The organism is Qipengyuania sp. JB2-7 (assembly GCF_055693485.1).
The window spans coordinates 1,575,040-1,593,177 of the sequence record NZ_CM146335.1 but is presented as its reverse complement, the minus strand read 5'-3'; the positions used below and the strand labels follow the sequence as shown (position 1 = coordinate 1,593,177).

Sequence of the window (18,138 nt, the reverse complement as noted above, 5' to 3'; positions counted from 1 at the left end):
GGAGGTATTCATGCCGAGGGATTAGGCGCTTGGCAATGATTGAGAATCTTGACCTAGCCACTCCGTATTTTGAGCTGAAGCAGTTGATCGTTGAGAATGTTGGTCTCGCGAAAGACGCACTGCATATCTATGTCGCGGTGATCATCTATTTGGGATCATGCCTGATCATGCGCTGGTCCGCAGCCAGTGTGAAGCCGTGGCTGCTCGTACTATTTGCTGCGGTACTGGGCGAAGTTCTCGATTGGCAGTGGAACGTGTCGCGTGAATATACGACCAATTGGGAATACCATTACACCGACCTATGGAACACAATGCTGGTGCCAACTATGCTGCTGGTGACGGCGCGGTTTACACCGATTTTCAAACGGAGTCCGGCATCAAAAAAAGTCGTGAGCCTAAGCGACAGCTCGTAGTTGAGCGCCGCCAGTGCGACGCGAGGTAAGCTGCACCTTCTCCAACCCTTCCACTCCTGCAAGCCGTTCTGCCAGCTCGCCATCAAGCTGGAATTTCCCGCCAAGCCGCAATGTGGGTTCAACATCGCCGCCAATCCGCAAGGTCGCGTAAACCTCTCCGGTTCCACCTCCTGCCCCTAACTCCATCTGTAACTCGCCAAGCGCTTCCTCGCTCAACACCTCCAGCGTCATCCGCATGCGCGCATTGGCGCTCACCTGCTCCAGTGGGGTTCCTCCGCGTACGGTAATGCGAGGAGGTTCATCGGGGTTCGGGGAGTCCAGCTCCACCTGCAGCAATACGCATGAGCCATCAGCCGCCCACTGTTCGAATTTCTCGACCATGGCCTCTTCAAAGCACGCCGCGCTGAATTGCCCCGAACTGTCAGAGAAATCGGCGCGAACAAAGTCCTTACCGCGTCGGGTTTTCCCGCGATTTACCTTCTCGACCATCGCCGCCATCACAGCCGGCGCTCGGCCACCGGCAGGCGCACCGCCCTCCATCAAGGAGGAATACGATCGTGCGCCATTGGCCGATGCAACCTGACGGTAGCTTTCAACCGGATGAGCAGAGAAATAAAAGCCGAAGTTTTCGCGCTCCATCGCCATCTGCCCGGCACGGGTCCAGCTCTCCACCTCCTTTAATCGCAAGGCCTCTTCGGCTTGATCTTCGCCTCCGAACAGGCCGCCCTGCCCGCTCGACCGCTCGCGTTCGGCAGCGTCAGCGATGGCCAGCAACAAGTCAGCGTTGCCGTGCACCTTCGCCCGGTCTGGTTCCAACTCATCCAAAGCGCCAGCGCATGCGAGCGCCTCAAGCCCGCGTGAGTTCATTGCGCCTTTCGGCAAACGTTCAAACAGGTCTTTCAAGCTTACAAAAGGCCCGCTGCCCTCGCGTTCTGCAACGATGGCGTCCATCGCCTTTTCGCCAACATTGCGAATGCCCGCCAGCGCATACCGGACACCAAAACCATCATCAGTTGCCTCGACGGTGAACTCGGCTTCAGAGTGATTTATGCTAGGCGCCAGCACAGTGATGTCGTGCCGCCGCGCATCATCGACGAACACGGCCAGCTTTTCTGACTGGTGCATGTCGAAACACATCGATGCGGCGTAAAATTCCTCTGGGTAATGCGCCTTCATCCATCCCGTTTGATACGCCAGCAAAGCGTAAGCTGCGGCGTGTGATTTGTTAAAGCCATAGCCAGCAAACTTGTCGATCAAATCGAACAGTTCATTCGCTTGCTTTTTCTCAATGCCAGAGACTTCCTGGCAGCCGTCAACAAAACGCTGACGCTGTGCGTCCATTTCCGCCTGAACCTTCTTACCCATGGCGCGGCGCAGTAAATCCGCGTCTCCCAGAGAGTATCCGGCCAGGATCTGCGCGGCTTGCATAACCTGTTCCTGATAGACGAAAATTCCGTATGTCTCGGCAAGAATGCCCTCGAGCTTGGGATGCGGGTACTCGATCGGCTCGACACCCGCCTTACGTTTGCCGAACAGCGGAATGTTGTCCATTGGGCCGGGGCGATAAAGCGAAACGAGCGCAATAATATCGCCGAAATTGCTAGGCTTCACCGCCGTCAGCGTGCGGCGCATCCCCTCGGATTCAAGCTGGAAGACGCCGACCGTATTACCCGCCTGCATCAACTCATAGACTGCCGCATCATCAAGTTCGAGCGCAGACAGGTCAATGGCGATATCCCGCTTCTCAAGCAGATCGACGGCCTTGCGCAATACGGACAGCGTCTTGAGACCGAGGAAATCGAATTTGACCAGACCGGAGCTTTCGACATGCTTCATATCGAACTGGGTCACCGGCATGTCAGAGCGTGGATCGCGATACAGCGGCACGAGTTGCGCCAGCGGCCTGTCACCAATCACAACGCCGGCGGCATGCGTTGAGGAATTGCGCGGAAACCCCTCCAGCTGCATCGCCAGATCAACGAGCCGCTTAACCTCGTTGTCATTGTCATATTCGCGCTTGAACTCCGCCGCCCCATTCAATGCGCGCGGCAGGGTCCAGGGGTCAGTCGGGTGGTTCGGGACCATTTTGCAGAGCCGATCCACATGACCATAACTCATTTGCAGGATGCGGCCTGTATCGCGCAGGACAGCACGCGCTTTCAGCTTACCAAAGGTGATGATCTGCGCGACGTGATCGTGGCCATATTTATCCTGCACATAACGGATAACCTCGCCGCGCCGCGTTTCGCAGAAATCGATATCGAAGTCGGGCATTGAGACACGTTCGGGATTAAGGAAGCGCTCAAACAGCAGGCCAAGCTGAAGAGGGTCCAGATCAGTAATGGTCAGCGCCCATGCGACGACTGAACCGGCACCCGACCCACGGCCCGGCCCTACTGGAATGTCCTGATCCTTGGCCCATTTGATGAAGTCGGCAACAATCAGGAAGTAGCCCGGAAAACCCATATTGACGATAATTTCGATCTCGTAATCGAGCCGATCAAAATAGGCCTTACGCTCGTCCTCGGTCAGCTCACCATAAGGCGCGAGCCGCTCCTCCAAACCCTTTCGCGCATCCTCCGCCAGCATTTTCGCCTCGCCTTCGATATCGCCGGCAAGACTCGGCAAGATTGGGTCTCGATAAGGCGGCGCAAAGGCGCAGCGCCGCGCGACAACCAACGTGTTGCCAATCGCCTCCGGAATATCGGCGAATGCCTCCTCCATCATTCTGGCGGATTTGACGAAGCTTTCAGCATTGGAACGCGCCCGATCCTCCGCATCCACATGGGTAGACCCTGCGATACACAGCATCGCGTCATGCGCCTTGTGCATATGCGGATCGCCAAAATTGGCAGGGTTGGTCGCAATGAGTGGCAGATCACGTGCGTAAGCGACTTCAAGCAACTGCTCTTCGGCCGATTGCTCGACCGGATCGCCTCGACGGGAAAGCTCGACATAAAGGCGGTCAGGGAAGAGCTCTTGCAATCGATCCAGCTGCGTTGTCGCATGTTCAACCTGACCTTCCGCCAGTAAGCGAGTGACGGCTCCCTCACTCGCCCCGGTAAACGCGATCAGCCCGCTTGTTCGACCGTCCAATTCTGCAATCTGGACATGAGGCTCAAACTCTAATGGGCGATCCAAATGCGCTTTGCTGACCAGATGACACAGATTGTCATAACCTTGATCATTTTGCGCGAAGAGCGGCAGATAATCGACTGTCCGCCCTTCTTCGTCGCGTGCAATGCCCAGCAACGTCCCTACGATTGGCTGGATGCCCTCATCGCGGCATGCCTTGGCAAACATCACTGCGCCATAGAGGCCATTACGATCAGCCAACGCTATCGCCGGGAACCCCCGCTCCTTTGCCAGCTTCGCCATCGCCTTCGGTTCAATCGCCCCTTCAAGCATGGAGTAGGAGGACAGGACACGAAATGGAACGAAAGGTGCGAAGGGCATGAACGCCACGGTATACGGCGGACCCACCGGTTCAAGAGGCAGGCAAAGTCGCCTTGGGGAAAAACTGTGTTAAGACGTGGAGGGAACCCCGCGTGAGGCCAACATGACAGACATGATCGAAGTGGAGAACATCAACCATCCAGGTCGGAAAACGCGCGTGAACGCCGCCAAATATGCCGAGATGAAACGCGCATTTGAGGCTGCACTGCCCCGCTCGGCACCCGGAGCGACGCAAGATGAAATCCGCGAACTCGTAAAACCACGGCTTGATCAAGACCTGTTTCCTGGCGGAAAAACATCTGGCTGGTGGGCAAAAACTGTTCAGCTCGACCTTGAAGCCAGGGGAGCCATGGTTCGCGAAAATTGCAAACCATTGCGCTGGCACCTGATCGACTAGACAGGCGCCCTAGATGGTATCCTCCGCCTTCGCTTCGGCTTTGGCATCGGCAATCTTCTTGCGCGTATCGCGAATGGTCGACCATGCGCCATACGCGATCAGCGCGGCCAGGAATATCCAGACCCACACCGGAATGTTACGGCCTGCAATGGCGAGGTAGATATAAGCAGATACGAAGAAGAAACCCGCGAGCATCGTGGGCAAAACGGTCGACTTACCTGCCCGTGCATTGCGCACCAGCCAACCGATTGAGAGAATGAAAAACGGGATCGCGCCAACATAAATTCCCCCGAAAATATAGGGGTTTACGCCATACTCTGCGCCAAGCGCGAGGAACCATTCATTGATGTCTGCCAACATATTGGTTCCTTTCGATGGGTGAGCCTTGCCGGTTACAGTAGTTTTTCGATGTGCCGCGCGATAGATTCCGGTTTGTCGCTTGGTCCGAACCTCTTCACTACATTACCTTCGCGGTCGATCAAAAACTTCGTAAAATTCCATTTGACCGCAGTTGTTCCCATCAATCCCTTTGCCTCACCTTTCATCCAATCGAACAAAGGTGATGCACCAGAGCCATTCACTTCGACCTTTTCCATCAAAGGGAATGTGACGCCAAAGTTCAACTTGCAAAACTCCGCGATTTCATCGGCATCGCCCGGTTCCTGATTGCCAAACTGATTGCACGGGAAGCCCAGCACCTCAAAGTCGCGATCTATGAACTGCTGAAACAGCACCTCAAGACCGTCATATTGCGGTGTGAAACCACATTTGCTCGCCGTATTTACGACGAGCAGGACTTTGCCTTTCTTATCAGAAAGGTTCAGCTCTTCGCCGCTGTTCGTTTTCACGGTGAAATCGGCAATAGTGGTCATTCCAAAATCCCTTCATGCAAACGAACCACGCGGTCCATTTTGGCCGCCAACCGCTCATTGTGCGTAGCGATCAACGCCGCGCTGCCCTCGCCGCGAACAAGTTCAAGGAATTGCGCGAGCACGCGGTCAGAGGTCGCTTCATCGAGATTTCCGGTTGGCTCATCAGCGAGAACCAGTTTGGGCTGATTAGCCAGGCCGCGCGCGACAGCTACGCGTTGCTGCTCACCGCCCGAAAGCTGGCTTGGTCGGTGATCGAGGCGATGACCAAGCCCGAGCGATGTCAGCAAATGCTCTGCTCGCTCTGTCGCCATCTCGCGCGCAGTGCCAGCAATCAGCTGAGGCAAAACTACGTTTTCCAGCGCATCGAAGTCCGGCAAGAGATGGTGGAATTGATAGACAAAGCCAAGGTGGTCGCGTCTCAACCGAGTGCGCGCCTTTGCGTTGCTTCTTTCAGCAGCCTCACCGGCAATGACAATCTCGCCGCCAAAACCGCCCTCTAAAAGGCCAACGGCCTGAAGCATTGTCGACTTGCCTGAGCCGGAGGGACCAAGCAGCGCCACGATCTCACCCGGATTGATGGTTAGATTTACACCGCGAAGCACATCAATCCTCACGCCGCCTTGTTCAAAGCTGCGTGTCAGGCCGCGAAGCTCAACAATGGGTGTGGCGCTATTCATAGCGGAGCACCTGCACTGGATCTGTGCTTGCTGCCTTCCACGCGGGATACAGCGTCGCAAGGAAGCTAAGCAGCAGCGCGAGCCCGACAATCATCGCGATCTCCACCGGATCAGGCCGCGACGGCAGAGCGGACAGAAAGCGCACTTCCGGATCCCATAGTTCCTGCCCGGTCACTGCCGCGATGACGCCAACAATCGACTCACGGAAATACAGCACCACAGCGCCCAAGATCAAACCGGCCACCGTTCCGATTGCCCCGACCGTGAAGCCGGTTGTGACAAATATCTTGAGCAAACTCTTCCGCGTCGCCCCCATCGTTCGCATGATTGCGATGTCGCGCGTTTTGGCTCGCACCAGCATCACGAGACTCGACAGGATATTAAAAGCGGCGACCAACACCATGAAACTCAGTGCAAATGCCATGGCGACACGCTCGACCTGCAATGCCTCAAACAGCGACGCGTTGATTGTCTTCCAATCGTTTACGATTGCCCTGCCGGACAGGCTTTCGGCTATTGGCTCCAGTATATCTTCGACGCGATCCGGATCGGTCACCTTCACCTCGATCATGCCGATTGTCTCACCAATCAGCAGCAGCGTCTGCGCATCCTCCATCGGCATCACAACAAACGCCTGATCATAGTCGTAAATGCCCACCTCAAAGATGGCCGCGACCCGATAGCCGACCTGGCGCGGGACAGTTCCAAATGGTGTACTGCGCCCCTGAGGGTTAATGATGGTGATGGTATCGCCGACCTGTGCGCCGATATTCTGAGCAAGCCGCACTCCAATCGCGACGTTGCTCGCCCCCGCTTGAAGTTCTGACAAATTGCCGCTGATCAGCTTATCGCTCAACTTGCCAATGTCGGCGTCGGTATTGCCGCGCAGCAATATCGCCTCAACACGGCCATTGAATGTCGTGAGCAGAGGTTGTTCAATCAAAGGCGATGCTTCGACCACTTCGGGCGTCTCGCGTACCTCTTCGAGAACAGTCTCCCAATCATCGAGACGACCGCCATAGGCCTGAACGATGGCATGTCCGTTCAAGCCGACGATCTTGTCGAGCAACTCGGCACGAAACCCGTTCATGACGCTCATCACGATAACCAGCATCGCCACCGACAGCATCACCACGCCAATGGAGATACCCGCGACCAGCGCGATAAACGCCTCGCCCTTGCCCGGCAGCAAATACCGTTTTGCGATTGTCCGTTCGAATGTCGAAAGTAACACTAGGTGCCCTGCTGAAGATTAGTTTTCAGCCACTAATCGCTCTTTGCTTGCGCTGCAATGAAGCACGCGCTTGCATCAACATGCATGTGTCTTTGGCCAACTAATCGAACAATCGTGCGATAAGACCCAAAGCACCCTTGTAATCTGATCGTAATATGGCCATTGCCAGCGCGGTTCACTGGCGGCGAACGGGACAGGCGCAGGCGGCATGAATTTCACTCATCCATGGTGTGATGCAGATGGTGACAAACTTCGCGAGGAATGCGGAGTGTTTGGCGCTATCGGGGCAACTGACGCGGTACGCAGCAACGGCTTTGGGTCTTCATGCCCTTCAGCATCGCGGTCAGGAAGCAGTTGGTATCACCAGCTTTGACGGCAAGATGTTCTACTCGCAGCGAGGTCTCGGCCATGTTGCGGAAAACTTCTCAAGCCAGGAAGCATTAGACCTTCTGCCCGGCAATATGGCCGCAGGTCATGTCCGTTATTCGACGACCGGCGGCGCGGGCCTTAGGAATGTGCAGCCGCTTTATGCTGATCTCGCCAGTGGCGGTTTTGCGGTCGCGCATAACGGCAATATTTCAAACGCTCAGGTGCTGCGCGAAGAATTGGTCCAGCGCGGAGCGATTTTCCAGTCCACCTCTGACACTGAGGTGATCATTCATCTCGTCGCGACGAGCCGATACCCCACCATGGTCGACAAGCTGGTCGACGCCCTGCGTTTGCTCGAGGGTGCCTATGCGCTGGTGGTGATGACACCAGAGGGCATGATCGCGTGCCGCGATCCACTTGGCATCAGGCCGCTGGTTATGGGTAGGATCGGTGATGCAGTGCTCTTTGCCAGCGAGAGTGTGGCATTCGATGTGGTTGGCGCAGAATTGGAGCGGGAAATCGCACCTGGCGAGCTAGTCCAGGTTGGATTTGACGGTAAAGTCAAATCGTTGAGACCTTTCGGCAATCACAATCCGCGGCCCTGCATTTTTGAGCATGTCTATTTCAGTCGTCCTGACAGCTATTTTGCCGGGCGGAGCGTCTATGAAGCGCGCAAAGCCATCGGCGCGCAGCTCGCAATCGAAAGCCCTTGCGATGCCGATCTGGTCGTGCCTGTACCGGATAGCGGTGTGCCAGCAGCTATCGGATATGCGCAGGAATCGGGCGTTCCGTTCGAATTGGGCATTATCCGGTCACACTATGTTGGCAGAACCTTCATTCAACCATCCGACGGCGCGCGTCACGCCGGGGTGAAGCGCAAACACAACGCCAATCGCGGATTGGTCGAGGGGAAACGCATCGTTCTTATTGACGATTCGATTGTCCGGGGGACTACCAGCCTTTCCATCGTCGAAATGATGCGTGATGCTGGCGCGACCGAGGTGCATTTTCGAGTGGCTAGTCCACCGACCGCCCATAGTTGCTTTTACGGAGTCGATACGCCTGAACGTTCAAAACTGCTCGCTGCGCGCATGGATCTGGAGCCGATGCGCGAATTCATCAAAGCAGACAGTCTCGCATTCGTGTCGATTGATGGTTTGTACCGTGCGGTCGGCGAGAAACCACGGATAGAGGAAGCGCCGCAATTTTGCGACGCCTGTTTCACTGGCAATTATCCAACCTCGCTGACCGATCTGGCTCAGCGCACGAACGAGGATAGCCAGCTCTCGCTTCCAGTAGAAAAAGTGGATTGATGACAGAACAAGCGTCTTCGGATTCCGGCCCGTTGGCGGGCAAGACCGCACTCGTTACCGGCGCAAGCAAGGGTATCGGTGCTGCGACGGCAAAAGCTCTGGCTGCGGCTGGCGCCCATGTCATTTTGACGGCACGCGACGTCAGCGCGCTTGAAGGCGTCGAAGACGCCATCCATGATGATGGCGGCACATCAACCATTGCGCCTGTTGATCTGACGGAGGCTGACGGCATCGCAAGACTGGCAAATGCCGTGTCCGGACGCTGGGATACACTTGATATTCTCGTTATTTCAGGGGCATACCTGCCGAGCTTAACACCAATTACTCAGATTGATGGCAAACAGTTCAGTCAGGCCATAACAATTAATGTCCTCGCAACTCAGGCACTACTCGCCGCATTTGATCCGATGCTAAAGCGTGCAGATACCGCTTACGTAATTGGCCTTACCAGCAGTGTCGGGGCCACGCCACGTGCATATTGGAGTGCGTATGGCTCAACCAAGGCAGCATTTGACAATCTCCTTGTAAGCTATGCGCAAGAGGTTGAAAACCTTGGTGATATTCGTATCGCCATCATTGATCCGGGCGCCACACGCACTGACATGCGAGCCAAAGCATATCCCGGTGAGGACCCAAATACCGTGAAGCCACCAGAGGATGTGGCGGCGCGAATTTGTGAACTCGTGACGGCAGGTTACCCGACGGGCCACAAAGAGCGCGTGGAAAGGAATCCTTAACCTTTTCCTTAGACACTTCTTAAACCGAAAACGTGCCAAAACTCATCGCGGATCACAGGGGGCAAGTGATTCCTAACCGAGTGTTTAAGGAGCGAAATTACTATGTCCTATGCCACCCAGGACCGTTACCACATCGCAGCACAGGAAGATCGCTGCTCACCCCGTACAAAGCTGACCATCCCCGGACAGTTGCGTGCATCGGGAGGTCGGGCCTTTCAAACTGTTGTGCATGACCTGTCACTGTCCGGCTTTTCTGCCGCAGCGATCAATCGCATGCATGAAGGCCAGGTTTGCTGGTTAACGCTGCCCGGTCTCGAATCGCTTCAGGCACAAGTTGTCTGGTGGGAAAACTGCCAGGTCGGTTGCGCATTCACTGAACTGCTTAGCCCAATCGTGCATGACAACATCATCGCACGCTACAGCGGCGCAGGCGTATACGGTAACTGATCATTTGATGTGTGAGTGCAAGGCGCAAGGTCGCGCGTCTGACTCGCAATATCCCTGACCTCAATTGCTCGCTATTTCTCGCGCGTCCACCGCTTCCTGAACAGACCGATAGAATCGCTCACGCTGCGCACCCACGCCGGCGTGATCTGTTGCAGTTGGCCAGTTGCTGTTTGATGCAATCACCAGGTTTCGCGCCGGATCGATAAATATCCCCTGTCCGAAGATACCCTGTGCAGCGAAACTACCATTATCATTGGTCCACCATTGGTAGCCATAACCGCGGCCCGGAGCGCCTGTGGGCGCTTGCTTGGTCGTCGCAGCTTCCAGCCATCCATCCGGCAGGATCGACTCGCCGTCGATTTGACCACCGCCCACAATGAATAGGCCAAAGCGCGCCATATCGCGCGTTGCGGCCTGAATACAGCAGCCGCTAATCTCATGACCCGTCGGGCCGAGTAGCCATGTGGCATCCTGCTGCATACCAAAGGGTTTCCAGACCTTTTCCGACAAATACTCAGCAAGCGGCTTACCGGTGGCTTCGCTCACCAAGACGCCGATCAGATTGGTTTCACCGGTTTTGTAATCCCATTTTTCGCCCGCAGGCGCCTCTCGAGGAAGCTGGCGCATATAGCTGACCGTCACGTCCAGACCATCTTCGGCGACGTGATCATTGAATTTTGCGACGTCGGAGTTTGGATCGGTGTAATCCTCATTCCATTGCACGCCCGATGTCATCGTCAGCAGCTGCTCAACAGAAACATCCGCGTACGCGGAACCTTCAAGGTCAGAGATGTACTTTGTCACCGGATCGTCGAGCGACGTGATTGCCCCATCTTTGATGGCCGCGCCTACCATGGTTGAGGTCAGGCTCTTGGCCACAGAAAAGCTGGTCCATTTCCCATCAGCGGAGAAATCCAGCCCATATTCCTCGAAAACTACCTTGCCGTCGTGGATGATAATCAGAGAAGAGGCGCGCTGATCCTTCATATACTGCACGGTGTCCATCGCGATTGTCAGCGGCTCACCTACCGGCAATGGATACACTGTATCGCCTGACTCAATGACACGCGCCTCTGCCAACGCCGGGAATGCATCCAGAGCACGAAAGGCGGCATCGCGTTGCTCAACATCCCAGAACAGGACGTTTGTATCGGTCGGCATCTGCGCGATGACGGCCCGGGCATCTTTGTCGAGCGAGAACCACCCAATGCCGACCGCGGCGGCTATGACGATCAAAGCCGTGACAAGTATTTTCTTCATGGTGGTCCCCTCCGATTAAGAGGACTTAACCAGAGTTGCTTGATGGACGTCAATGCCGCCTGCGCGGAAGCCGCCTTCACAATACATAAGATAATATCGCCACAAATCGCAGAACCTCTGGTCAAAACCAGCAGGCAAACGCTGTTCACGTACGGCAATGTCAAAGTTTTCACGCCAGAGTTTCAGCGTTTCAGCATAGTCTTGGCCGAAATCGACCTGATCACGCCATTCAAGGCCGCGCTTTTCCGCAAGCTTGCGGAATTCGCTCGTGCGGATCAACAATCCACCGGGGAAAATGTACGCCTGTATGAAGTCAGCGCTGGCCGCATAAGCATCAAACAAATCATCGCGCATCGAAATATATTGAATTGCCGCGCGGTCGCCCGGCTTCAGGTTGCTGGCGACGCAATCCATAAATGTCGGCCAATACTCGCGACCCAGTGCCTCGACCATCTCGACACTGACGATAGCATCGTATTGCCCCGCGACATCGCGGTAATCCTGCTTGCGAAAATCGATCTCGGGCGACTGGGTTGCTCGCGCCCAACGTAGCTGCTCGTCCGACAGACTGATCGCTGTGACATGCGAACCGCCCCGAGCGAAAAAACCGGCAAGCCCGCCCCAACCGCATCCGATCTCAAGCACGTCCTCTGGCTCTCCAAGCCGCAAGGCCAGCGCCTCCCACTTGCGTTGCTGGCCATCGGCAAGCGATCTGTCGGTCAGCTCAAGCGCCGACGAATAGCTCATCGTTTCATCGAGCCACGCCGCGTAAAAATCATTTCCCAGGTCATAGTGAGCCGAAATGTTCTTTTGCGCCTGAGCTTGGGTGTTCCTGTTCCACAGATGCGCGAGCCTCAGCGCATGCTTGAATGGTCCCTTGGCACGCGCAGTATCCCCCAAACGCTCGGCATGGCGATTGAACAGCGCAAACAACGCCACCAGATCAGAACAGGACCATTCGCCTGCTTCCCACGCCTGATACCAACCAACGGAGCCGTTGCTCGCTAGGCGAACGAGGGCATTCCAGCTGTGAAGGTGTAGTGAGCATTCGAAACCAGGAACGCGGCCACCGACGGTCCGTTGGGAACCATCCGGGAAGGTAGTGTGAATTGCGCCGTCAATCAGTGCCCGGTCAACACGATCGGCAATTTTGGAGAATCCGGGAGCGATCAATCGGGCGACAAGTCCCGGCTTTCGGGCAAATTTCTGCCCACCGTCGATCAGATCAACGCCACGATTGCCCGTCATCCCATCCATATCGGATGCTATGGCGAAGCGCTATTCCGCTGGCAAGCGTGCATGCGACGGATGGCTAGTCTTTAATGGCTTTGTATGCAGCCAGAGCGCGCGCTCGTCCCTCTTTATGGGCGATGATCTTGACCGGATAGTCGCCACGCTTGTCGTCGTGCGGATCGTGGATGTCGGCATCGGATAGATCGGCCAGTTCCGGGACGTATGCGCGAATGTATCCGAGCCGCATCGAACTTCTCGCTCTGAGTCAATGGAGCCATGATCCGCACGAACATGTTGGAATCTACTCCGGTGCCAGCGACCCATTGCCAGTTTGCCCCATTGGACGCGAGATCAGCATCAACCAGCGTGTCCCAAAACCACTGCTCCCCCCTGCGCCAGTCAATCAGCAAGTGCTTGATGAGGAAGCTGGCCGCGATCATGCGCACGCGGTTATGCATCCACCCGGTTTGCCACAGCTGTCGCATGCCCGCATCGACGATCGGATAGCCGGTTTGCCCCTTGGTCCATGCTTCAAAATCCTCCGCCGCTTGATCCTCGTTGTCGGGGTCACGCCACTCAAGTCTGTCGAAGTCCTCGCGATAATTCTGCGACGCATATGAGGGAAACTGGCAGATCGCGTTTTGAGCGTAATCGCGCCAGATCAGCTCTTTCTCATACGTCGCCCAGCCATCCCCGCGGCGCCCTTTCAATGCGTGCCAGATCTGAACCGGGCTGATCTCGCCAAAATGCAAATGCGGCGATAGTTGCGACGTCTTGTCGACCGATGGCAAATTGCGATCATTGTCATAATCAGCGACGTGATCCGCCCACCAATCGAGACGCTCATGGGCCGCGTTCTCGCCCACATCCCAGAATTCGCGCATGCCGCCTGCCCAATCAGGTTTGGTGGGCAGCAACCCCCAATCGTCAAGACTGTCTGATTTGGGCTGCGTGCCCGGTGAGGAGATTGTTTCAGGTTCCGGCACTGCATCGCGCGGGGGCATCTGCGTCAGCATAGCTTTGGAAAAGGGGGTGTAGATTTTATACGGATCACCCGATCCGGTGGTGATATGCCCCGGCGGAAACAGATAATTGCCATCGTAAAGCTGCACGTCGATCTGATCCTTCAGGTCGCCCTGCGCCTTGCGCCACCACGGTTCATAATGCCGGTTCGCATGGACCGTTTCGGCTCCCACTTCTTTCGCAACCATTAGCAGCTGCTCAACCGCATCGCCGCGCCTCAGAATCAGCTTGGCATTGCGCTGTCCAAGACTTGCAGAAAGGCTTTCCAACGAATGATGCAGCCACCACCGGCTCGCACCACCATAGGCATGCGATTTGGGCCGCTCATCATCGAGCACATAAACTGCTACAATCGGGCCGAGTTTTGCGGCCTCATACAGGGCCGGATTGTCGGCCATGCGCAGGTCGCGACGCAGCCAAACTATCTGTGGTTTACTCATAAATAGAGTAACCGCCATAGCGCTTCACGGTTCCGCCTCAAAACTCTGTACGCAATCCGGCGCACGTACCTTCGGGCAGTCGAACTTCAAAACGACCGCTAGCGCGGGGATCGCTGAAGCGAGCGTCCTTAAGCCACAATGTCCCATCCTGCCTGGGTTCGATATAGGGTGTGCGCGACCAGAAAAGGAACGCGTCAATCTGCGTGCTTTGTTCGCGCGCAGCGTCCAGGTCACAGCGGTCCAGCGGGACCCCTGGCAGTGTTGGCCCCTGCGCAGTCGGGCCGCTGATGGCGTAAAGCCCGTTGCCACCGGTAATCACATCGCGTTCCCAAAACGCAAGCGGCGGCGGGCTGGCGATAACAATGTCCGTGCCCGTCGGTGCGTCTTGCGGGTTACTCTCAGCTCTCGCAGTGATCAGGCCATTCATTGCGATATAGGCTACACTGATGAGCAACGCCGTTTGTGCCGGCCTTTTCCAGTCGCCACCTCGTTTTTCTCTGCGAAGGGAAAACCACGTGGCGAACCCCATTAGCGCCCACAACCAAACATCAATGATGAACAGAGTATCGCCATAAAACCAGCGCGAAGAGAATGGCTCCAGCAACCTGATGCCGTACACGTTGAGCCAATCGAGCGCCGGGTGCGTCAGACAACCGAGAAAGCTGAGCGCCCAAAGCCACTTAAAATTGACCGGGCGTCGCCCCTCGGGGCGCTTTCCACGTTTCGCCTGCCATCGATCAAAACCCCACAACAGGCCGGCCAGGATGATCGGCAAGAGGATCAACGCCGGTGGCCCATGGGTGATCCCGCGCCTGAAGCCTAGATGCTCTGTCCCCTCCAGCCAGAAGAAACAGGCCGCATCCACATCGGGCAGGTTTGCGCCGATGATAAGCGCGGGCATTGCCAAGCCAGTTTTCTTTTTCAGACCTGTCTGCCCGATCAGCGCGCCAACCAGCGAGTGCGTGATATTATCCATATCGCGCCGCCTAGCGAGACCGATTGATCAGGTCCATAGAACATGCCGATTTGCACATTTCGCTTTGTTGGCTAAGCCGTGGATTACAAAGCCACAATGCAGAGAGGCCTCATGGCAGACACCAAACCCTTCATTCGTGCGGATATGCAAGCATTTCTCGATATGTTGACGGCGATGAATGGACCGCCGATCAGCGAAGTATCGCTCGAAGAGGCCCGCACCGCCTATCTGGCTTTGCACATCATGGCCGATGCCCCGCCACGCGATCTTGCTGTGGTTCGCGATTTGAGTTGTCCCGGGCCAGCGGGGGACATTCCGCTTCGGCTGTATGACGCACGCGAGACGCGAGAACCAGGGCCCGTGATTGTGTTCTACCATGGCGGTGGCTTTGTGATTGGTAATCTCAACACGCATCACAGCCTGTGCACCGAAATTGCGGCGCAGATGGATTTGCCAGTGGTGGCGGTTGATTATCGGCTCGCACCCGAACACCCCTTCCCCGCTGCGATAGAGGATTGCGAAGCTGCAACCCGCTGGATAGCAACCAGCCCGGCCGAACTTGGTCGAAAGGTCACGAGCCTTGTCCTCATGGGCGACAGCGCGGGCGGCAACGCTTCGATTGTCGTGTCACAAGCGCTGGCTGACAATGCGGCTGACGTTCCAGTTGCGCTGCAAGTGCCGATCTTCCCACTCGCGAGCGACGCGATAACATCGGCCAGTATCAACGAGTTCGCCGATGGGTTTGTCCTTACCAAAGCATCAATCGAGTTCTTTGAGTCCAATTATCAGCCTGACAAGTCAGACCCGCGTGCGATCCCTACGCTTGCTGACCATACCGGCACCCCACCAACACTCGTAATCACCGCCAGCCTTGATCCAATCCGCGATTCTGGTCGGGACTATGCGGCGGCGCTTGCGCAGGCGGGCGTGGACCACTCCTTGATCGAAATGAAGGGTATCACGCACAGCTTCACAAATTTACGCAAAGCAGTCCCGAGCGCCCAAGGTGATCTTGAACGGATATTCGCGGCTATGAAATGTATGCTGGAGCAGAACTCTTGAATAGCGAACTTGCATACCGCCCTTGCGTCGGGGCCATGTTGATCAATGCGGATGGCAAAGTGTTTGTCGGTAAAAGGATCGACAACAAAGATAGCGGCGCGTGGCAGATGCCTCAGGGCGGGATTGATCCCGGTGAGGAGCCCGCGGATGCTGCTTTGCGTGAGCTAGCTGAGGAAACAGGGGTGAATCCTGATCTCTGCACTCTGCTGGCGTGTATGGAAGAGACCGTTCGCTATGACCTGCCAGATGAACTCGTTGGAAAGCTCTGGGGCGGAAAATATCGTGGGCAAGAGCAAACGTGGTTTCTCGTACGCTTTGATGGGACAGACGGCGATATCAATTTGGAGGCGCACGACCCGCCTGAATTTTGCGAATGGCAGTGGGTGTCACCTGATCAGGTTCCACAGCTCATCGTGCCGTTCAAGCGCGAAGTATATGAGCAGGTCATTGCCGCATTTGTCGACTAACGAAGCGTGTTAGTTCGACTGAACAACCTCAGTATCAGGCATCACTGCCTCGGCGGTCAGAACGGTTTCCGTCGGGCCTGCAAGAATTGCAGCCGCGAGCGTCTTCGTCTCAGTGCAATCACCACCGCAAAGTGATTCCAGCTTCGCCAGATTCAGTCGTGCTTTTTCGAGAGCGCCTTTTTCAACGAGCGCCTCACCCTCGCCAGAAATCGCGGCGAGGTTGCCCGGGTCACGCGTCAGCGCTTCGCGGTAATATCGGATGGCTTTGCCCTGCAATCCATCGGCTCTTGCAGCTTGAGCAAGATCGAGAAACACCGGAGTATAACCCGGATCAATCACCAAAGCTGCTTCATATGCGTTGATGGCACCCTGCGTGTCCCCGGCTTTTAGCGCTGCATCGCCTTGAGCGATCAACATAGCTGCCCTCGGCTCAGGATCACGTTCCGCACCAAAACTTGCACTTGTGGTAACGGCCAAGGCTAAGGATAGGGCCGCTGCGGCGGGGGCGAAACGCATAAATATCTCCGTCGGGGAGGTGTTTGTAGAAGGCGGTGTGACAGCCATTTGTCAACGTCGTAACACGCTCATCCTGCACATGCGATGAAAAATCCGTCAGTTTCATCATGGAGCGGGGTGAGGCGCATGCCCGCACCATGCCTACGTCCGGCTGGAAGGGCGATTTCGCAAGCGCTCAATGTGGGACTATTCGTCAGGAACATGTCGAATTGTTCAGCACCTTCCGCGTCCAATAGCGAACACGTAACATAGACCAGCCGTCCGCCCGGTTTGAGGAGTTTCTGACCGAGACCAAGAATATAGGCCTGAAGATCTACAAGTCGGGCAAGTTCACGTTCGGTCAGCCGCCAGCGCGCCTCTGGGTTACGCCGCCATGTGCCAGTGCCCGAACATGGCGCATCGATGAGCACTGCATCGGCTTGTCCTACCAAATCCTCAAGCGCCTCCATTTCGCGTCTGGGATTCAACAGCCGCGTTTCAATGTTTGTCGCACCAGCTCTCTCGGCGCGCGGGACAAGACGGGATAGACGACCGCGGTCGGTATCACATGCGATCAAGCGACCGAGATTATCCATCTGCGCGGCCAAGGCCAGAGTTTTGCCCCCTGCCCCCGCGCATAGATCAATCACCGTTTCGCCGGGCTTAGCGGCCACGGCTTCGCAAGCAAGCTGCGAGCCGGTGTCCTGAACTTCAATCAAACCGTCGCGATAGGCGGGCCACTGTTCAACCTGCGTACCGGTTGGCAGGCGCAGGCCATTTGGCGCGACAGTATTCTCTACCTCGACCGAAAGTTGCAGCGTCGCGCGTTCCGCCCTGAGCGTATTCACCCGCACATCGAGCGGTGCACGACCAAGCAAGGCTTTAGCTTCCTCATCCTCAATGCCCGATTTGCCCAGCATTTGCTCAAGCCACTTGGGCGCAACCCCGCCATCCGCGACAGCTTCTGCCCCCGCTATCTCAGCTGGCCCATATTGCGATCCATCAAACAGCGGAGCGATCGTATCGTCCAACTGGGCAAGGCGCAGCATCGCTGCGCGACCGGATTGCGGCAATGGACCACATGCGCGGATCGCGGCATAAACCAGTTCGCGAATGGCTCGGCGATCCTTTGATCCCGCAAATCTGTTATTCTTGAACCATTGCGCCAGAATGCGGTCCGCAGGCGCGCCCTGCCCCGCAGCAGCCGCGATGATCTGATCAAGCAATTCTATCGCGGTCTGAACGCGTGCCGCCGGTCTCATGTGGG

16 protein-coding genes and 2 pseudogenes are annotated in these 18,138 nt (G+C 56.4%); 7 read left to right on the top strand and 11 right to left on the bottom strand.

The window, feature by feature from the left end; translation table 11 throughout:
• The first annotated feature begins 35 nt into the window (after positions 1 to 35).
• A complete protein-coding gene (locus ACZ1GM_RS07970) occupies positions 36 to 413 on the top strand; it encodes a hypothetical protein (protein ID WP_472675989.1) in 378 nt (125 codons plus the stop codon).
• Here the strand turns inward: ACZ1GM_RS07970 and dnaE are convergent.
• Positions 396 to 3,869: a DNA polymerase III subunit alpha gene (gene dnaE / locus ACZ1GM_RS07965; protein WP_472675988.1), complete on the bottom strand. Its 3,474-nt coding sequence runs from the start codon at positions 3,867 to 3,869 to the stop codon at positions 396 to 398. The genes ACZ1GM_RS07970 and dnaE overlap by 18 nt on opposite strands.
• A 103-nt stretch (positions 3,870 to 3,972) precedes the next feature.
• On the opposite strand from dnaE, the gene ACZ1GM_RS07960 reads away from it, so the two are divergent.
• Complete coding sequence (locus ACZ1GM_RS07960) at positions 3,973 to 4,266, top strand: DUF6958 family protein (RefSeq protein WP_472675987.1); 294 nt, start codon at positions 3,973 to 3,975, stop codon at positions 4,264 to 4,266.
• A gap of 9 nt (positions 4,267 to 4,275) precedes the next feature.
• On the opposite strand, the gene ACZ1GM_RS07955 is transcribed toward ACZ1GM_RS07960, so the two are convergent.
• The 4 genes from ACZ1GM_RS07955 to ACZ1GM_RS07940 are packed head-to-tail and all read right to left on the bottom strand — an operon-like array spanning position 4,276 to position 7,049.
• Entirely contained in the window at positions 4,276 to 4,626 is a 351-nt protein-coding gene (locus ACZ1GM_RS07955; RefSeq protein WP_472675986.1) for a hypothetical protein, read from the bottom strand.
• Between the two features lie 32 nt (positions 4,627 to 4,658).
• A complete protein-coding gene (locus ACZ1GM_RS07950; RefSeq protein WP_472675985.1) occupies positions 4,659 to 5,138 on the bottom strand; it encodes a glutathione peroxidase in 480 nt (159 codons plus the stop codon).
• A complete protein-coding gene (locus ACZ1GM_RS07945; RefSeq protein ID WP_472675984.1) occupies positions 5,135 to 5,815 on the bottom strand; it encodes an ABC transporter ATP-binding protein in 681 nt (226 codons plus the stop codon). The genes ACZ1GM_RS07950 and ACZ1GM_RS07945 overlap by 4 nt, the downstream gene beginning before the upstream one ends.
• Positions 5,808 to 7,049, bottom strand: coding sequence for a lipoprotein-releasing ABC transporter permease subunit (locus ACZ1GM_RS07940; protein WP_472675983.1), 1,242 nt, complete (start codon positions 7,047 to 7,049; stop codon positions 5,808 to 5,810). Before ACZ1GM_RS07940 ends, ACZ1GM_RS07945 begins: the two co-directional genes overlap by 8 nt.
• Before the next feature lie 208 nt (positions 7,050 to 7,257).
• Between ACZ1GM_RS07940 and purF the strand changes: the two are divergent.
• The 3 genes and pseudogenes from purF to ACZ1GM_RS07925 all read left to right on the top strand — a co-directional run bounded on the left by purF (position 7,258) and on the right by ACZ1GM_RS07925 (position 9,915).
• A pseudogene (gene purF / locus ACZ1GM_RS07935) lies at positions 7,258 to 8,731 on the top strand (amidophosphoribosyltransferase).
• Entirely contained in the window at positions 8,731 to 9,468 is a 738-nt protein-coding gene (locus ACZ1GM_RS07930; RefSeq protein WP_472675982.1) for an SDR family NAD(P)-dependent oxidoreductase, read from the top strand. Before purF ends, ACZ1GM_RS07930 begins: the two are co-directional and overlap by 1 nt.
• A 102-nt stretch (positions 9,469 to 9,570) precedes the next feature.
• The gene (locus tag ACZ1GM_RS07925; protein ID WP_472675981.1) at positions 9,571 to 9,915 is read left to right on the top strand and encodes a PilZ domain-containing protein; all 345 of its coding nucleotides are present in this window, start codon (positions 9,571 to 9,573) and stop codon (positions 9,913 to 9,915) included.
• Positions 9,916 to 9,975: 60 nt separating this feature from the next.
• Here ACZ1GM_RS07925 and ACZ1GM_RS07920 read toward each other — a convergent pair whose 3' ends face one another.
• The 4 genes and pseudogenes from ACZ1GM_RS07920 to ACZ1GM_RS07905 all read right to left on the bottom strand — a co-directional run bounded on the left by ACZ1GM_RS07920 (position 9,976) and on the right by ACZ1GM_RS07905 (position 14,847).
• Positions 9,976 to 11,175 carry a serine hydrolase domain-containing protein gene (locus ACZ1GM_RS07920; protein ID WP_472675980.1) on the bottom strand — a complete coding sequence of 400 codons (1,200 nt, stop codon included), beginning with the start codon at positions 11,173 to 11,175 and terminating at the stop codon, positions 9,976 to 9,978.
• 15 nt (positions 11,176 to 11,190) lie between these two features.
• On the bottom strand, positions 11,191 to 12,432 hold the full coding sequence (locus ACZ1GM_RS07915; protein ID WP_472675979.1) for a class I SAM-dependent methyltransferase: 1,242 nt from the start codon (positions 12,430 to 12,432) through the stop codon (positions 11,191 to 11,193).
• A 55-nt stretch (positions 12,433 to 12,487) separates the two neighbouring features.
• Positions 12,488 to 13,871, bottom strand: a pseudogene (locus ACZ1GM_RS07910) (cryptochrome/photolyase family protein).
• Positions 13,872 to 13,908: 37 nt separating this feature from the next.
• Positions 13,909 to 14,847 carry a metal-dependent hydrolase gene (locus tag ACZ1GM_RS07905; protein WP_472675978.1) on the bottom strand — a complete coding sequence of 313 codons (939 nt, stop codon included), beginning with the start codon at positions 14,845 to 14,847 and terminating at the stop codon, positions 13,909 to 13,911.
• Positions 14,848 to 14,958: 111 nt separating this feature from the next.
• On the opposite strand from ACZ1GM_RS07905, the gene ACZ1GM_RS07900 reads away from it, so the two are divergent.
• The gene (locus ACZ1GM_RS07900) at positions 14,959 to 15,909 is read left to right on the top strand and encodes an alpha/beta hydrolase (protein ID WP_472675977.1); all 951 of its coding nucleotides are present in this window, start codon (positions 14,959 to 14,961) and stop codon (positions 15,907 to 15,909) included.
• Entirely contained in the window at positions 15,906 to 16,376 is a 471-nt protein-coding gene (locus ACZ1GM_RS07895; protein ID WP_472675976.1) for an RNA pyrophosphohydrolase, read from the top strand. Before ACZ1GM_RS07900 ends, ACZ1GM_RS07895 begins: the two co-directional genes overlap by 4 nt.
• A 9-nt stretch (positions 16,377 to 16,385) precedes the next feature.
• Here the strand turns inward: ACZ1GM_RS07895 and ACZ1GM_RS07890 are convergent, their stop codons facing one another.
• The gene (locus ACZ1GM_RS07890; protein WP_472675975.1) at positions 16,386 to 16,892 is read right to left on the bottom strand and encodes a tetratricopeptide repeat protein; all 507 of its coding nucleotides are present in this window, start codon (positions 16,890 to 16,892) and stop codon (positions 16,386 to 16,388) included.
• 68 nt (positions 16,893 to 16,960) lie between these two features.
• Positions 16,961 to 18,133 (bottom strand): RsmB/NOP family class I SAM-dependent RNA methyltransferase, encoded by a 1,173-nt coding sequence (locus tag ACZ1GM_RS07885; RefSeq protein ID WP_472675974.1) that lies wholly within the window; start codon positions 18,131 to 18,133, stop codon positions 16,961 to 16,963.
• Positions 18,134 to 18,138 lie beyond the last annotated feature (5 nt).